Annotated in this window: 10 protein-coding genes; 7 read left to right on the forward strand and 3 right to left on the reverse strand. The window is 64.2% G+C overall.

The features are described from left to right. Window positions 1-121: 121 nt before the first annotated feature. Together BCEP18194_RS01695 and BCEP18194_RS01700 are read right to left on the reverse strand one after the other, a co-directional pair. Window positions 122-1,201 (reverse strand): D-cysteine desulfhydrase family protein, encoded by a 1,080-nt coding sequence (locus BCEP18194_RS01695; RefSeq protein WP_011349559.1) that lies wholly within the window; start codon window positions 1,199-1,201, stop codon window positions 122-124. After that, window positions 1,198-2,226 carry a D-alanine--D-alanine ligase family protein gene (locus BCEP18194_RS01700; RefSeq protein WP_011349560.1) on the reverse strand — a complete coding sequence of 343 codons (1,029 nt, stop codon included), beginning with the start codon at window positions 2,224-2,226 and terminating at the stop codon, window positions 1,198-1,200. The genes BCEP18194_RS01695 and BCEP18194_RS01700 overlap by 4 nt, the downstream gene beginning before the upstream one ends. A 233-nt stretch (window positions 2,227-2,459) precedes the next feature. Between BCEP18194_RS01700 and BCEP18194_RS01705 the strand changes: the two genes are divergently transcribed. The 6 genes from BCEP18194_RS01705 (at window position 2,460) to BCEP18194_RS01730 (ending at window position 11,652) form a co-directional block, all read left to right on the forward strand. Then, on the forward strand, window positions 2,460-3,362 hold the full coding sequence (locus tag BCEP18194_RS01705) for a LysR family transcriptional regulator (RefSeq protein ID WP_041492426.1): 903 nt from the start codon (window positions 2,460-2,462) through the stop codon (window positions 3,360-3,362). 393 nt (window positions 3,363-3,755) lie between these two features. Continuing rightward, on the forward strand, window positions 3,756-5,546 hold the full coding sequence (locus tag BCEP18194_RS01710; protein WP_011349562.1) for an acyl-CoA dehydrogenase: 1,791 nt from the start codon (window positions 3,756-3,758) through the stop codon (window positions 5,544-5,546). Window positions 5,547-5,627: 81 nt separating this feature from the next. After that, window positions 5,628-7,256 (forward strand): electron transfer flavoprotein-ubiquinone oxidoreductase, encoded by a 1,629-nt coding sequence (locus BCEP18194_RS01715; RefSeq protein WP_425266311.1) that lies wholly within the window; start codon window positions 5,628-5,630, stop codon window positions 7,254-7,256. Between the two features lie 48 nt (window positions 7,257-7,304). After that, the gene (gene bktB, locus BCEP18194_RS01720; RefSeq protein ID WP_011349564.1) at window positions 7,305-8,498 is read left to right on the forward strand and encodes a beta-ketothiolase BktB; all 1,194 of its coding nucleotides are present in this window, start codon (window positions 7,305-7,307) and stop codon (window positions 8,496-8,498) included. Between the two features lie 38 nt (window positions 8,499-8,536). Further along, window positions 8,537-9,391 (forward strand): 3-hydroxybutyryl-CoA dehydrogenase, encoded by an 855-nt coding sequence (locus BCEP18194_RS01725; RefSeq protein ID WP_011349565.1) that lies wholly within the window; start codon window positions 8,537-8,539, stop codon window positions 9,389-9,391. Between the two features lie 323 nt (window positions 9,392-9,714). Further along, entirely contained in the window at window positions 9,715-11,652 is a 1,938-nt protein-coding gene (locus BCEP18194_RS01730; protein WP_041492570.1) for a collagenase, read from the forward strand. Between the two features lie 137 nt (window positions 11,653-11,789). On the opposite strand, the gene BCEP18194_RS01735 is transcribed toward BCEP18194_RS01730, so the two are convergent. Next, window positions 11,790-12,701 (reverse strand): LysR family transcriptional regulator, encoded by a 912-nt coding sequence (locus BCEP18194_RS01735; RefSeq protein WP_011349567.1) that lies wholly within the window; start codon window positions 12,699-12,701, stop codon window positions 11,790-11,792. A 183-nt stretch (window positions 12,702-12,884) separates the two neighbouring features. Between BCEP18194_RS01735 and BCEP18194_RS01740 the strand changes: the two genes are divergently transcribed. Continuing rightward, the gene (locus tag BCEP18194_RS01740; protein ID WP_011349568.1) at window positions 12,885-16,331 is read left to right on the forward strand and encodes a molybdopterin-dependent oxidoreductase; all 3,447 of its coding nucleotides are present in this window, start codon (window positions 12,885-12,887) and stop codon (window positions 16,329-16,331) included. Window positions 16,332-16,349 lie beyond the last annotated feature (18 nt).

The raw sequence follows: 16,349 nt of genomic DNA on the forward strand, positions 1-16,349 counted from the left end.
GGAGCTCAGACGTACCACCGACGTGACGAAGACATTCGATGCTTTCGAACAAGTCTGCGGGGGAGACAGGTGGCCTCCGTTCGCCTTGAAATGCCGCATCTGGATGGCCGATGGGACTCACTCAGCCATCTAGAGCCATCTGAAACTCGCGCCGGTACGCGAATAAGCCAGGCAATCCCCCGGTCATGACGAAGAGAATGCTTTGGTCGGATGCGTAACGACCTGACGCAACGCCTTCGATCAGCCCCGCAAACGCCTTTCCGCTATAGACCGGATCGAGCAATAGCCCTTCTTGCGAGGCCAGCAGCCGGACGGCGCGGCGCATGGCGTCCGTGGGGATACCGTAACCGGGGCCGAGTTGCGACGCGTCGACGCGAACGGCATCGGGCGAGATTTCCGTATCAGGATGGATGATGTTGGCCGTCTGCTGCGCCTTGTCGAGCGTGGCGCGATACGCGTCCGCGGCTGGGGCATAGACGGTGTAGGCATCGACTTCGACCGTCCCGGTCCCGAGTGCCGCGAAGCCGGCAACCAGCCCGGCATGTGTGCCGCCACTTCCGTTGGGCACGATGATGCGATCGAAGCGAGTGCCTAGCGCCTGAGACTGCTGGACGATTTCGGCTGCGCACGCAGCATAGGCGAGGCAGCCAACCGGGCTTGATCCGCCGAACGGGCAGACATAGACACGGTGGCCTGCAGCACGCAGTTCGTCTGCACGTGCGATGGCGTATGCCATCGCGTCGGCCGAAGCCGGCAAATCGTGCACACGAGCGTTGAACAGGTTATCGAGCAGGACGTTGCCGCTTTCGATGTAATCGGCGTCGTCGCGCGGCACGGAGCGTGTGAGCACAACCTCGCATCGCATCCCCGCGTGGGCTGCGGCAGCCGCGGTCAGCCGTGCGTGATTCGATTGCCTCGCGCCAACCGTGATGACCGTGTCGGCGCCTGACTGTAATGCCTCGCCAATCAGGAGCTCCAGTTTCCGCAATTTGTTGCCGCCGCCGCCCACGCTCGCTACGTCCTCCCGCTTGACATGAATGGTCGCCCCGCCAAGATAGGCACTCAGGCGCGGCAGGGGATGAATCGGCGTTGCGCCATCGAGCAGACGGTAACGCGGCACCCGGATTGAATCGAAGCCGAACAATCCCTGGAGGTTCGCTCGCGCAGGGTACGCGAGAGAGGTTGGCGCGTTGAAAGTCATGCGTGCACCTGATGGCGATTGATGCCCGCAAGACAGATCTGCTCACAGAGTTGCGGAAACGCGATACCGGATGCAGCCGCGGACTGCGGGAGCAGGCTCGTGGCGGTCATGCCCGGCAGCGTGTTCACTTCGAGGCACCAGAGAATGCCCTGCGCGTCCAGCCTGAGGTCCGTGCGGCTGTAGCCGTCGAGTTCCAGCAGGGCGTGAGCGCGCAATGCGATTCGTTGCGCTGCTTCGAGTGTGGCCGCCGGCAACGTGGCCGGAAACTGTTCAAGCACATGTCCCGCTTGATACTTCGACCGGTAATCGAAAATCGTCCCCGGCTCGATGACGATTTCACCGACGCTCAGTGCCTGCGCGCCCAGCACGCCGACAGTCAGCTCTCGGCCCGCGATGTACTGCTCCACCATCACCTGTGTGTCGAACCGGCGAGCGAGGCGCACTGCGCTTTCCAGTTCGTCGGGCGTGTGCACCAGCGACAGGCCAACGGTCGAGCCTTGCCGATTCGGTTTGACGATGAGCGGATAGCCGACGCGACGGGGTATGTCATCGAAATCGCATGGCAGCATCATCCAGCGCGGCGTGCGGATGCCGACGGAGGAGAACAGGCGCTTTGTCATGTCCTTGTTCATGGCAATTGCGCTGCCCATGTGTCCGCTTCCCGTGTAAGGCACGCCCGCCAGGTCGAGCATCGCCTGAATGGTGCCGTCCTCGCCGGTACCGCCGTGCAGCGCGAGAAATGCGACATCGGCTTCGGTCAGTTCGCGACAGCGGAGCAGGTCGAAGGCAGCCGAGGGTGAACGGGTAGACACGCGTGACGGCGGTGGTGCGTCATGGATCCGCGAGGTCAGGAGAAGCGCATCTTCTTCCGGTGACAGCGGGCCTCGAGCGGTGTCTATTGCCACCACGCTGTGACCGGCGCTACGCAGTGCCTTGATCACTTGAGCGGCGCTGGAAATGGAGACGTCGCGCTCTTCGCTGGCGCCGCCGAAAAGTACCGCGATCTTGAGAGTGAAATCACGCATCGTTTTCTTCACGCGATGAAAATGGGTGGGATGACAACCAGAGCAGACAAGCTGAGCGATCGAGGTGGATGGTTCTGCCCGTCAATGCGCTGCGGACGCGAAGTGCAGCGACTGCGTGCCCGTGTTTTCTGCTGTGGCTGGCTACTTTAGGTAGCAATTTCATCCACGTATACTTATCGTTTTTGTAGTAATGCATTAGCTATTTTTAATGATCAGCTTGGTGGAGGTACGCGTTGGAAGTCGGGCGACTGAAGGCACTTCTGGAGCTGGCGAGGTATGGGACGATGGCGGCCGCCGCCGAAGCGTTGCACCTGACGCCATCGGCCGTTTCACAGCAGATCTCGCAGCTGGAGGAGGAGGCGGGTGTCAAACTGACGGAGCGCGTCGGCCGTGGCGTCAGGCTCACGCCGGCGGGGCATGCATTGGCAGGTCACGCCGAACGGGTGATGGTCGTACTGGACGAGGCGCGCTCGGAATTGGCAGAGCTGCGGCGGGAGATGGTGGGGGAGCTACGCGTCGCCGCGTTTCCGTCGATTGCTTCGCTGGTACTTCCTGACGTGCTCAAGAAGCTGCGGCCCGCGTATCCACGCCTGGAAATCGAACTTGAAGAGCTGGAGCCCATTGACGCGGTCGCGGCACTCCGGGCGTGGCGAACGGACATCGCGCTGATCGACGATCTTTCGATCAAGACGGACAATGACCAGGAGAACATCGAGGTCGTGCCGCTGGCGGAGGATGTCCTTTACGTAGCGGTCGCGTCTGATCATCCATTGAGCAACATGCCATCGCTTGGTGTCGCCGATCTCCGGCACGAAACCTGGGCGATGGAATCCACGTGGAGTACTTTCGGCGGTTTCGTCATCGACTTGTGTCGTCGCGCCGGCTTCGAGCCTCGTATCAATGCCAAATGTCGCGGATCCGAAATGGTCGAGGCGATGGTGGCATCCGGCTGCTCGGTGTCGGTTGCCCCTGGGCTGCGGGTGCTGCGGGCACCGCCCGGCGTGGTGTGGGTCAAGTTGAAACCGGAGGTGCGGCGCAAGATTTATGTCGCTTATCGCCGCGGCGAGCGTAACCATCCGATGATCAAGGTGTTCCTCAAGGAAGTTGTTGAAACCGTATCGAGCGTTCTCGGCTAGCTGAACCGGCGAGGGCCTTGAACTTTCTCATGGGCCGCGGTAGCCCATCAAACTGGGTGACCCGTTTCCAGAGCCAGGGCGCTCGTCGGTCTGCATCCGCGGGAATGCCTGTTCGGACCGGCTGCGCCGATCGCCCCGGCGCGGCACGGCGATTGCTCGCCGATTCGTCTGAATGATCGAACCCGGATCCGGCCAAACCCCTATCCAGCCGGCCGATTCCCGTCTCATCCCCCCATCCCGTGGCCGATTTTGTCACCACATGGGCCGGATATGACAGTAAGAATCGCCCGCCGTGGCATTACGATGCCTCACGTCGTCGCCCGGGCCTGAGCCGGTTTCCCCGCCTCTCGCCCCGTAGCGCCCCTCATACACCGTCTGATTGGAACATCGACCATGAGCTATAACGCCCCCGTCAAGGACATGCTGTTCGTGCTGAAGGAACTGGCCGGCATCGACGCCGTTGCGCAGTTGCCGGGCTTCGAGGATGCCGGTTACGACACGGCGCAGGCCGTGCTCGACGAGTCCGCGAAGTTCTGCGGCGAGGTGCTGGCCCCGCTGAACGTCGAAGGCGACCGCAACCCGAGCAGCTGGAAGGACGGCGTCGTGACCGCGACGCCGGGCTTCGGCGAAGCGTTCCGCCAGTTCGTCGAAGGCGGCTGGCAGGGGCTGCAGCATCCGTCCGAATACGACGGCCAGGGGCTGCCGAAGCTGATCGCGACGCCGTGCATCGAGATGCTCAACGCGTCGAACCTGTCGTTCGCGCTGTGCCCGCTGCTGACCGACGGCGCGATCGAAGCGCTGCTGACGGCCGGCACCGACGAGCAGAAGCAGCGCTACGTGCCGAAGCTGATCTCCGGCGAATGGACCGGCACGATGAACCTGACCGAGCCGCAGGCGGGCTCCGATCTCGCGCTGGTGCGCTCGCGCGCCGAGCCGCAGGGCGACGGCACGTACAAGGTGTTCGGCACGAAGATCTTCATCACGTGGGGCGAGCACGACATGGCGGACAACATCGTCCACCTGGTGCTGGCGCGCACGCCGAACGCGCCGGAAGGCGTGAAGGGCATCTCGCTGTTCATCGTGCCGAAGTTCATGGTCAACGAAGACGGCTCGCTGGGCGCGCGCAACGACGTGCACTGCGTGTCGATCGAGCACAAGCTCGGGATCAAGGCGAGCCCGACGGCGGTGCTGCAATACGGTGACCACGGCGGCGCGATCGGCTACCTGGTTGGCGAGGAAAACCGCGGCCTCGAATACATGTTCATCATGATGAACGCGGCGCGCTTCGGTGTCGGCATGCAGGGGATCGGCGTGGCCGATCGCGCGTACCAGAAGGCCGCGGAATTCGCGAAAGAACGCGTGCAGAGCCGCCCGGTCGATGGTTCGGCCAGGCAGTCGGTGACGATCATCCATCACCCGGACGTGCGCCGCATGCTCGGCACGATGCGCGCGCTGACCGAAGGCGCGCGGGCGCTGGCCTACGTGGCCGCCGCGCACAGCGACATTGCCCACCGCCATTCGGACGAGGCGACGCGGGCGCGTCATCAGGCAATCTACGAGTATCTGGTACCGGTGGTGAAGGGCTGGAGCACGGAGATGGTGAACGACGTGGCGAGCCTGGGCGTGCAGGTACACGGCGGGATGGGCTTCATCGAGGAGACGGGCGCAGCGCAGTATTACCGCGATGCACGTATCCTTGCGATCTACGAAGGCACGACGGCGATCCAGGCGAACGACCTGGTGGGCCGCAAGACGATGCGCGACGGCGGCGCGGTGGCGAAGGCGCTGATCGCGGAGATCGGCGAGACGGTGGCGGCGCTGGGCAAGCTGGACAGCGCGGCGGCCGCATCGGTGAAGGCGCAACTGGAGAAGGGCGCGAAGGCGCTGTCGTCGGTGGTCGATTACGTGGTGGCGAACGTGAAGCAGGACCCGAACGCGGTGTTCGCGGGCAGCGTGCCGTATCTGAAGCTGGCGGGCGTGGTGCTGTGCGGGTGGCAGATGGGCCGCGCGCTGGTGGCGGCCCAGGCGAACCGCGCGAGCGACCCGGCGTTCTTCGATGCGAAGATCGCGATCGCGCAATGCTATGCGGAGCACGTGCTGGTGCAGGCAGGCGCATTCGAAGCGTCGATCGTCGGCACGAAGGGCAACGAGGGCGTGCTCGCGTTGACGGAAGACCAGTTCTGACCGGCTGACGGTCCGGACGCAGGAGGAGACAGGATTTTGACCACACAGGACTTGCTCGCGCAATACGGCCCGCGCGAATCGATGGAATACGACGTCGTGATCGTCGGCGGCGGCCCCGCCGGGCTGTCGGCGGCGATCCGGCTCAAGCAGCTGGCCGCCGAGAAAGGCACCGAGATCGGCGTGTGCGTGCTCGAGAAGGGTTCCGAGATCGGCGCGCACATCCTGTCGGGCGCGGTGATGGACCCGCGCGCGATCAACGAACTGTTCCCCGACTGGAAGGAACGCGGCGCGCCGCTCGACGTCGAGGTGACGGAAGACCGCTTCCTGTTCCTGTCCGAGAAGGGCGCGGTCACCACGCCGAACTGGGCGCTGCCCGCCAACTTCCAGAACCACGGCAACTACGTGATTTCGCTGGGCAACGTCACGCGCTGGCTTGGCGCGCAGGCCGAAGCGCTGGGCGTCGAGATCTTCCCCGGCTTCCCCGCCGCCGAGATCCTGTACAACGACGACGGCTCGGTCAAAGGCGTCGCAACCGGCAACATGGGCGTGGGCAAGGACGGCGAGCCGACAGAGAACTTCCAGCTCGGCATGGAGCTGCACGCGAAGTACACGCTGTTCGCCGAAGGCTGCCGCGGCCACCTCGGCCGCCAGCTGATCTCGAAGTTCAAGCTCGACGCGAACGCGGATCCGCAGGCGTACGGGATCGGCATCAAGGAGCTGTGGGAGATCGATCCGGCCAAGCACAAGCCGGGCCTCGTGATCCACACGGCCGGCTGGCCGCTGAAGTCGGATACGTACGGCGGCTCGTTCCTGTATCACATGGACAACAACCAGGTCGTGGTCGGCTTCGTGGTGGGCCTCGGCTACACGAACCCGTACCTGTCGCCGTTCGAGGAATTCCAGCGCTACAAGACGCACCCGTCGATCCGCGCGTTCCTGGAAGGCGGCAAGCGCGTGTCGTACGGCGCGCGCGCAATCACCGCGGGCGGGCTGCTGTCGCTGCCGAAGACGGTGTTCCCGGGCGGCGCGCTGATCGGCGACGACGCGGGCTTCCTGAACGCATCGCGGATCAAGGGCAGCCACGCGGCGATCAAGACCGGCATGCTGGCCGCCGACGCCGCGTTCGACGCGGTGCAGGCCGGCCGCCAGAGCGACGAGCTCAACGTGTACCCGGACGCCTTCAAGCAGTCGTGGCTGTACACGGAGCTGTACCGCGCGCGCAACTTCAAGCAGTGGATGGCCAAGGGGCTGTACCTCGGCACGCTGATGGTCGGGCTCGAACAGAAGGTGATGGGCGGCAACGTGCCGTGGACGCTGCATCACAAGCACGCGGACCACGAGATGCTGAAGCCGGCATCGCAATGCGAGCCGATCGAGTATCCGAAGCCGGACGGCAAGCTGACGTTCGACCGTCTGTCGTCGGTGTTCATCTCGAACACGAACCACGAGGAGAACCAGCCGGCGCACCTGACACTGAAGGATGCGAACGTGCCGGTGAACGTGAACCTGCGCACGTACGCGGGGCCGGAGGGGCGCTTCTGCCCGGCGGCCGTGTATGAATTCGTGAAGAACGACGACGGCAGCGATCGCCTGGTGATCAACGCGCAGAACTGCGTGCACTGCAAGACCTGCGACATCAAGGACCCGACGCAGAACATCGTGTGGGTCACGCCGGAAGGTGGCGGCGGCCCGAATTACCCGAACATGTAACGCAACGCATCCCCGCGCCTGCGGGCGCGAACGAACCGGAGTGAGACGATGAGCAATGCAGCGAAAGAAGTCGTGGTAGTGAGCGGTGTCCGTACCGCGATCGGTGATTTCGGCGGCAGCCTGAAGGATTTCTCGCCGACCGACCTCGGTGCGAAGGTGGTCGCCGAAGTGCTGTCGCGCGCGAACGTGCCGGGCGACGCAGTCGGGCATGTCGTGTTCGGCCACGTCGTGAACACCGAGCCGAAGGACATGTACCTCGCGCGTGTCGCGGCGATCAATGGCGGCGTGGCGCAGCACACGCCCGCGCTGACCGTGAACCGCCTGTGCGGTTCGGGCCTGCAGGCGATCGTGTCGGCCGCGCAGACGATCATGCTCGGCGACGCCGACATCGCGATCGGCGGCGGCTCGGAAAGCATGAGCCGCGCACCGTACACCGTGCCGGCCGCGCGCTTCGGCCAGCGCATGGGTGACGGCAAGCTCGTCGACATGATGCTCGGCGCGCTGCACGACCCGTTCCAGACGATCCACATGGGCGTGACGGCAGAAAACGTCGCGGCGAAGTACGGCATCTCGCGCGACGCGCAGGATGCGCTGGCGCTCGAATCGCATCGTCGCGCGGCGCGCGCGATCGCGGAAGGGCGCTTCAAGGACCAGATCCTGCCGATCTCGATCCGCACGAAGAAGGGCGAGGTTGCGTTCGACAGCGACGAGCACGTGCGTCACGACGCAAGCGCGGACGATTTCACGAAGCTGCGTCCGGTGTTCAAGAAGGAAGAAGGCACCGTGACGGCCGGCAACGCGTCGGGCATCAACGATGCGGCCGCGGCCGTGCTGATGATGAGCGCGGACGCTGCGCGCGCGCAGGGCGTGAAGCCGCTCGCCCGCCTCGTCGCGTATGCGCACGCGGGTGTCGATCCGGCGTACATGGGCATCGGCCCGGTGCCGGCCACGCAGAAGGCGCTCGAACGCGCGGGCCTGAAGATCAGCGATCTCGACGTGATCGAGGCGAACGAGGCGTTCGCGGCCCAGGCGTGCGCGGTCACGCAGGAGCTCGGCCTCGATCCGGCGAAGGTCAACCCGAACGGCTCGGGCATCTCGCTCGGTCACCCGATCGGTGCGACCGGCGCGCTGATCACGGTCAAGGCGTTGTACGAACTGAAGCGCATCGGCGGGCGTTACGCGCTCGTGACGATGTGTATCGGCGGCGGCCAGGGGATTGCTGCGATCTTCGAGAACATCTGATAATCGAACGCTCAGCACCCGAACACACAGGAAATTTCATGGCCATCGAAATTGTCGGCGTCGTGGGCGCCGGAACCATGGGCAACGGCATTGCGCAGACCGCCGCCGTTGCGGGACTCAACGTCGTGATGATCGACGTCAGCGACGCCGCGCTCGAGAAGGGCATCGCGACGCTGAAGGGCAGCCTCGACCGCCTCGTGTCGAAGGACAAGCTTGACGCAGCCACGCGCGATGCGGCGCTGGCGCGCATCACGACGTCGACCGACTACGCGAAGCTTGCAGCGGCCGATATCGTGATCGAAGCCGCGACCGAGAACGTCGAGCTGAAGGGCCGCATCCTGAAGCAGATCGAGGCCGTCGCGCGCGCCGAAGCGATCATCGCGACCAACACGTCGTCGATCTCGATCACCGCGCTCGCGGCGCCGCTCGCCGATCCGGCGCGCTTCGTCGGCATGCACTTCTTCAACCCGGTGCCGTTGATGCCGCTCGTCGAGATCATCCGCGGGCTGCAGACGAGCGACGCGACCGCGTCGGCGGTGCGTGAGCTGACCGAGCGTTTCGACAAGTCGCCGATCGGCGTGCGCAATTCGCCGGGCTTCGTCGTGAACCGGATTCTCGTGCCGATGATCAACGAGGCGTTCTTCGTGCTGGCTGAAGGCATCGCGTCGGCCGAGGAGATCGACGCGGGGATGAAGCTCGGCGCGAACCACCCGATCGGGCCGCTCGCGCTGGCCGACCTCGTGGGCCTCGACGTGTGCCTCGCGGTGATGGACGTGTTCGTGAAGGACTTCGGCGATCCGAAGTATCGTGCATGCCCGCTGCTGCGCGAGATGGTGACGGCCGGGCGCCTCGGGCGGAAGACGGGGCGTGGGGTGTACGACTACAGCAAGTAAGCAGAAGGCTGGAAAGTCTTCAACGCGGGTGGTGAGTCGTGCCGGATGGTGTCGTTCATCCGGTGCGGTTCGCCACCCGCGTTTTTCATTTGGGGAAGCGGCTCGCCGAATCCTGTCCGCCGGGGAGTGAGGCATGCGCGTTGTCGCGCGACCGGATGTAGACGGGCCGTGTCCGCCGGTTGAATTATTTCGAAAATCGATTTTAATCGTCGAATAATTAAATCAATTAACGCGATTATCTTTCATATCAATTAAATTGACGTTTCAACATGTAATGTTTTATCTTGGTTGTCCAAAAACAACCGAGAGAAAATAAAGTGGCAATAAACGAGGGGCTTCAAAAAACCCGCCGCTGGTCGGCCATCGTCGCGTGGTCGGTATTCGCCGGACTGGCCGCCACCGCATCAGCCAATACCGAGCCGGCGCAGCCGACGCAACCCCGGCAGGCGCGCATGCCTCGCGTGCCGCAGAATCTGCCGGTGTCGCCCGAGCAGGCGCAGTACAACCTGCCGCTCAGCGAGCAGGATCGCGCGGCGCTGACCAGGCCGTCCCCGCTCAAGCAGCCGGCCACGCGCAGCAAGCGCAGCACGTCGGGCGCCGATTGCCGCGACATGTCGGTGATGACCCAGTATCGCGGCGCGGCGCTCGCCGATTACATCGCGAATCTTCCCGATTACGAATGCCATTACGGCCTGTTCTCGGTCGATAAAGTGCAGGCCACCCAGATCTTCAATGCCGAAAACGTGCACGCTGCTGCGAGTCGTTTCGTGCAGGAAATCCATCAATACGATGCGAGCAATTTGATCCTGGTCAATTTGCTGATTTATCTGCGTGCCGCTTATTACCAATATGATGTATCGGGCATCGCGAACCCGATCCCGAATCTCGCGGTGTCGCTGCGCCCGTATATCAAGCAAAGCCTGGAGGGCGATGCGCTCTATCGCGACAATGCGCGCGCGCCGAGCACCGCGAACGAGCTGATGAAGCTCATCACGAACATGCGGGACGAAGCGTTCTACCTGCCGACGCTGAAGAACCGCATCGCGTCCTACACCGTGAGCGCGGCGAATCCGCAGGCGGCGGCGTCGCTGCTGCAGCGCAGTGCGGCGGGCGGCTTCACCGGCTTGCTCACGGTGTTCTTCTACGCGCACCAGCGCAGCGGCGCGCAGCCGATGCTCGACGGCGATGCGACGCTCCCGGAGACGCTCAACCGCTTCGTCACCGCGAACCGCGCGAGCCTGTCGAACACCAGCGCCGCCTATCAGCTGGCCGACGCGGCGCGCGAAACGTTTCGCTTTCTCCGCTATCCGACGCAGAAGCCGCGCGTGAAGAAAATGATCCAGGACATGCTCGCGTCGACGAGCATGACGGGCGCGGACAGCGATCTCTGGCTCGCGGCGGCGGAAGCGGTCGACTACGGCGATCCGGGCAACTGTGCGGACTACGGCACCTGCGACTACAAGAAGCGGCTGACCGACGCGGTGCTCTCGAATCGCTACGCATGCAATGCGGGCGTGCGCATTCTCGCGCAGGACATGACGATGCCGCAGCTGCAGTCGGTCTGCACGGCGGTCGCGCGGCAGGACGACTATTTCCACCGGATGATGAAGACCGGGCGCAAGCCGGTCGCGGGCGATCGCAACGACACGATCGAACTCGTCATTTTCGATGACTACGCGAACTACCGAAAATACGCGTCGGTGATCTACGGCATCAGCACCGACAACGGCGGCATGTATCTCGAGGGCGATCCGTCCGCGCCCGGCAACCAGGCGCGCTTCATCGCGCACGAGGCGTCGTGGCTGCGGCCCGAGTTCAAGGTGTGGAACCTCGAGCACGAGTTCACGCACTATCTCGACGGCCGCTACGACATGGCCGGCGACTTCTCGGTGAGCACCGCGAAGCCGACCGTGTGGTGGATCGAAGGCGTCGCCGAATACCTGTCGAGAAAGAACGACAACCAGGAGTCGATCGACGCGGTGCGCACCGGCGCATACCGGTTCTCGGACGTGCTCGGCACGCGTTACGCGTCGAGTGACTACGTCGCGCGCGCGTACCGGTGGGGCTACATGGCGACGCGTTTCATGTTCGAGCGCCATCGCGCGGACGTCGACACGATCGTGTCGCGCTTCCGGGCGGGCGATTACGACGGCTACGCAAACCATGTCGCGTTCATCGGCAATCGCTACGACACCGAGTTCGCCGACTGGGCGCGCAACGCGACGACGGCGGGCGAGCCGCCGGTGCCGGCGAAGCGCTGACCGGCATGAGCCGGCGCCGCGTGATCGGGTGCCGGCCACCGATCGTCATACCCGCTCGGCCTGAGTGCTCCGCGCCGGCCCGCACGAATGGTGGCGCTGGTCCGATGTCGGTCACGCGCCGTCGGCATGGCGCGCGTCTATCGCGCGCTCTTCTTCCACGACCGAAACAGTTCCAGCAGCGCGCGGCACGGCGTCGACGTTGCACCGCCCCGTCGCCATACCGCGCCGACGTCCATCGTCGGGACGGTCACACTCAGATTGCGGCGGCTGATCCGGTTTCCTTCCAGCGACCAGGGACGATAAACCAGATCCGACAGGATCGTGACGCCTTGTCCAAGCGCCACGAGGCTTCTGACGGCCTCGATCGATTTGCTCTGCATCCAGACGTTCGGCGTGATGCCGTAGCTTCCCCAATACTTGCCGACGGTTCGCAGGTGCTCGTCCATGTCCAGCAGCAGGTAGTTTTCGCGCGCGACGTCCTCCAGCGTGACCCGATGCGCTTCCTGCAGCGGATGATCCGGATGGGTCCACAGCCGGCGAGGCGAGCGAAGCATCGTCTCGTATTTCAAGTCCCGAATCTCTGCCGTATTCGACACCAGGAGCAGTGCGATATCGAGGCGGTCATCGACGAGCATGTCTTCGATCGCTTCGCGCTCGCTTTCGACGATGCTCACGCTCAGGTTGCCGAACCGCTGGGAAATGACCGACATCAGCGACGGCATCAGGTAAGCCGAGATGGTTTCCGTCACGCCGATACGCACATGCCCCGAGATCTGCTCGGGCTCTTCCTGCGCCGCCACCACGGCGCGATCGATCGACAGGGTCGCGTGTTGCACGTGACGCAGGAATCGCTCGCCTGCTGGTGTCAGTCGCACTCCTCTCGAATGACGCTGAAGCAGCGTGACGCCCACCATGTCCTCGAGATTCTTCAGCGCGATGGTCATCGACGACTGGGAGACCGAGCACAGGTTGGCCGACTGCGAAATCTGGCCGGTGTCGGCAACGGAGACGAAATACTCGATCTGGCGAAGCGTGATGTGCGTGCTCACGGGCGAGGCTCCGAGAAATCCGGGCGGCTCCGGAACGGCGCCGCCTCGACGGTCCGAACGGTACACCGGATCGGGTTGCGCGATATTGATTCAATATATATCAGGCCATCAAAAGGATGAATTTGTCATAGCTGCGGCCGCTTCCTAGCATGGAGTCAAACATGAAGCGGACGATGCGAATCGATGGACATTCAGGAGAAAAAGGGCTATTGCACGTTGTGCCGGTCACGGTGCGGCACGATCAACGTCGTGCGTGGCGACATGATGATCAAGGTGTGGCCCGACGAAACGCATCCGACCGGCCATGCGATGTGCATGAAGGGTAAAGCCGCCCCTGAACTCGTGCACAGCCCGAACCGGGTGTTGTATCCGATGCGGCGCACCCGGCCCAAGGGTGCCGCCGATCCGGGCTGGAAGCGCATCGGCTGGGAGGAGGCGCTGTCCGAGATCGCGGAGCGTCTTGCGTATTTCAAGCGCGAGAACGGTGCCGAATCGGTGGCGTTCGGCGTGACGACGCCGAGCGGCACGCCCATGAGCGACAGTATCGACTGGGTCGAACGATTCGTCTGGTTGTTCGGAAGTCCGAACATCTGTTACGCGACCGAGATATGCAACTGGCACAAGGACAGCGCGCATGTCTTTACGTTCGGCTGCGGCATGCCGACCGCGGATTATCAGCAGGCCGATCTCATCGTTCTGTGGGGCAACAATCCTGCCAACACGTGGCTGGCCCAAGCCGATGCGATCGCAAAAGGCCGCCGCCGGGGAGCGAAGCTGATCGTCGTCGATCCGCGTCCGACGCCGCTCGCACGCGAGGCGGACCTGTGGCTGCGCGTCAATCCCGGAACCGATGGTGCGCTCGCGATGGCCATCGCGAGGCAGATGATCGCGATCGGCAACGTCGACGAGCCCTTCGTCCGGCGATGGACGAACGGCCCATTGCTGGTGCGTGCCGATACCGGACGGTTTCTGCGCGAACGGGATATCGACCCGCACGCGTCGGGCAATCGGTACGCACTCTGGAACCAGACGCTCGATCGGCTGGAACTGGTTGAAGAAGAAGCCGGTACGGCGCTCTCCGATCTGTCGATGACCGGCACGCGCCACGTCGGGATCACGGACTCGGCCGGCCGTTGCACGCAGGTGGAATGCACGCCTGCGTTCGACCTCTATGCGCGTGCGCTCGCAGCCTACACGCCGGAACTTGCCAGCACGATCACCGGCATCGATGCGGCCGACATCATGAAGGCCGCACAAATGCTGCATCCGGGGCAGGGCATTGCCTATCACGCGTGGTCCGGCGTGGGCATGCACACCAATGCCACGCAGACGGAGCGCGCCATTGCGACGTTGTATGCGTTGACGGGCGCGTTCGATACGCGCGGCTCCAATCGGGAATGGGCGAAGCAGCCGGCCAATGCGGTCAGCAGCTACGCGATGCTGAACCCGGGGCAGCGCGCGAAGGCGCTCGGCCTGGCGGAACGACCGCTCGGCCCGCCGTCCCAGGGTTGGGTGACGGCGCGCGACGTCTATCGCGCGATTCTCGACGCGGAGCCCTATCGGGTACGCGCGCTGTTCGCGTTCGGGACGAACATGGTGCTGTCCCAGGCGGATGGTGGCATCGCCCACAATGCGCTTTGCGCGCTCGATTTCCACGTTCACTGCGATCTCTTCGAGACCCCGTCGTCCCGCTACGCGGACATCCTGCTGCCCGTGAACACGCCGTGGGAGCGGGAAGGCTTGCGGCTCGGTTTCGAGATCAACGAACGCGCGGTCGAACTCGTCCAGTTGAGACAGCGCATGGTGCCGCCGCGAGGGGAAAGCCGCGCCGACTACGACATCGTCTTCGATCTGGCGGTTCGGCTCGGCATGAAGGACCGGTTCTTCGGCGGCAGTATCGAGGCGGGATGGAATCATGTGCTCGAGCCACTCGGGATGGACGTCGCGTTGCTGCGCACACATCCGGAGGGTATCGCCAGGCCGTTGACGCAATACGAGCGTCGATACGCTTCGGCAACACCCGACGGCGTACGCGGTTTCAACACGGAGACGTTGCGGGTCGAACTGTATTCCGAGAAGTTGCATCGTCACGGCTACCCGGCGGTGCCTCAATATGTGCCGCCGCAGCATGGGCTGGGCGAGGGCGTGAACGATCGCCGTCGATTCCCCTATACCCTGACCTCGATGAAGAACGGGTACTACTGCCACAGTCAGCACCGCGGGCTCCCGAGCCTGCGCCGCCGCGCGCCGTACCCCGTCGCGGAACTCAATGACGCGCTGGCGGCGGAGCACGGCATCGTCGATGACGACTGGTTCCTGGTCGAAACGACGAACGGCTCGGCGCGCTTCAAGGCACGCATCGTGCCGGAGCTTGCGCATGACGTGATCGTGGCCGAATACGGTTGGTGGCAGGCCTGCGACGAGATCGGCATGGATGCGCTCGCCGTGGAGGGGCGAAACCACAGCAACTTCAACCGGCTCGTTTCGGCGGCCAGACTCGACCCGGTGAGCGGATCCTCGCCGCTGCGTTCCGTGCGCTGCCGCATCCGCCCGGACCCGTCGACCGATCCGTCACGCCGTGCGTGGAAAGGGCGGCGGGATTTTGTCGTCTCCGCGATACACGAGGAAGCGAGCGGCGTGCGAACCGTCACGTTTCGGGCGTCGGACCGCGGGGCGTTGCCGGACTACCTGCCCGGGCAGCACGTGACGGTGCACGTTCCGGCACTTGGCGACGGGGGGACGACACGCGCCTATTCATTGACGGGCGCCGCCAGCGAAGACGATCGCCGGACTTACTCCATCTCGGTGCGCCACCAGAAAGGCAGAACCGGGGAGGGCGTTCCGTTCGAAGGGGCGATGTCCTCCTACATACATGGATCGCTCAAGGTGGGGGATCCCGTTTTGCTCGGTGCGCCCGCCGGCACCTTCATCGTACCGCCGGCGTCGAAGCAACCCGTCGTGATGTTTGCGGGCGGCATCGGCATCACGCCGTTCATCTCCTATCTGGAGTCGATCCGGGATCGGGGCGCGCAGGCGCCGGAATCGAGACTCTTCTATGCAAACCAGAACAGCGGGACGCACGCATTCCGCGAGCGCATCGAGCGATTGAAGCAGCGGCTGCCGAAGCTGGAAGTTGTCAACTGCTACAACCAGCCGCACGACGAGGTACTCGGGCGCGACTACCAGATAAGGGGTTATCTGACCGCGGACGTCGTCAGCGACGACCTGATTCAACGGCGCGCACGGTTCTATTTGTGCGGCCCGGAACCGATGATGCAGGCGATTACCGCAGGATTGATCGAACGGGGTGTGCCGCCCTTCGACATCTTCAAGGAAGCGTTCAGGTCGCCGTCCAGGCCGGCGCTCGACCCGTCGAAACGATTCGTCGTCCAGTTCACCCGATCGCGTCGCGTGTCCACCTGGACGCCTCGCGACGGAAGCCTGCTGTCGTTCGCGGAGTCGCTCGGGGTCGTCATGCCGAGCGGTTGCCGTGTCGGACAGTGCGAGAGCTGCGCGGTCAAGGTCGTATCGGGCGAAGTTGCGCATTTGAGCGGGCACGGGCCCGATGAACCCGATGTGTGTCTCGCCTGTCAGGCCATTCCGGCAACCGACGTTGCCATCGATGCATGAACCCGCTGAAGGAAATGT

It is taken from the genome of Burkholderia lata (genome assembly GCF_000012945.1).
In the GTDB taxonomy this organism is placed as follows: Bacteria; Pseudomonadota; Gammaproteobacteria; order Burkholderiales; family Burkholderiaceae; genus Burkholderia; species Burkholderia lata.

Bases quoted from the DNA above. Each gene is read 5' to 3' on its own strand.
- BCEP18194_RS01740 (WP_011349568.1), top strand. From the start codon at position 12,885: ATGGACATTCAGGAGAAAAAGGGCTATTGCACGTTGTGCCGGTCACGG.
- BCEP18194_RS01695 (WP_011349559.1), bottom strand. From the start codon at position 1,201: ATGACTTTCAACGCGCCAACCTCTCTCGCGTACCCTGCGCGAGCGAAC.
- bktB (WP_011349564.1), top strand. From the start codon at position 7,305: ATGAGCAATGCAGCGAAAGAAGTCGTGGTAGTGAGCGGTGTCCGTACC.
- BCEP18194_RS01715 (WP_425266311.1), top strand. From the start codon at position 5,628: ATGGAATACGACGTCGTGATCGTCGGCGGCGGCCCCGCCGGGCTGTCG.
- BCEP18194_RS01710 (WP_011349562.1), top strand. From the start codon at position 3,756: ATGAGCTATAACGCCCCCGTCAAGGACATGCTGTTCGTGCTGAAGGAA.
- BCEP18194_RS01725 (WP_011349565.1), top strand. From the start codon at position 8,537: ATGGCCATCGAAATTGTCGGCGTCGTGGGCGCCGGAACCATGGGCAAC.
- BCEP18194_RS01700 (WP_011349560.1), bottom strand. From the start codon at position 2,226: ATGCGTGATTTCACTCTCAAGATCGCGGTACTTTTCGGCGGCGCCAGC.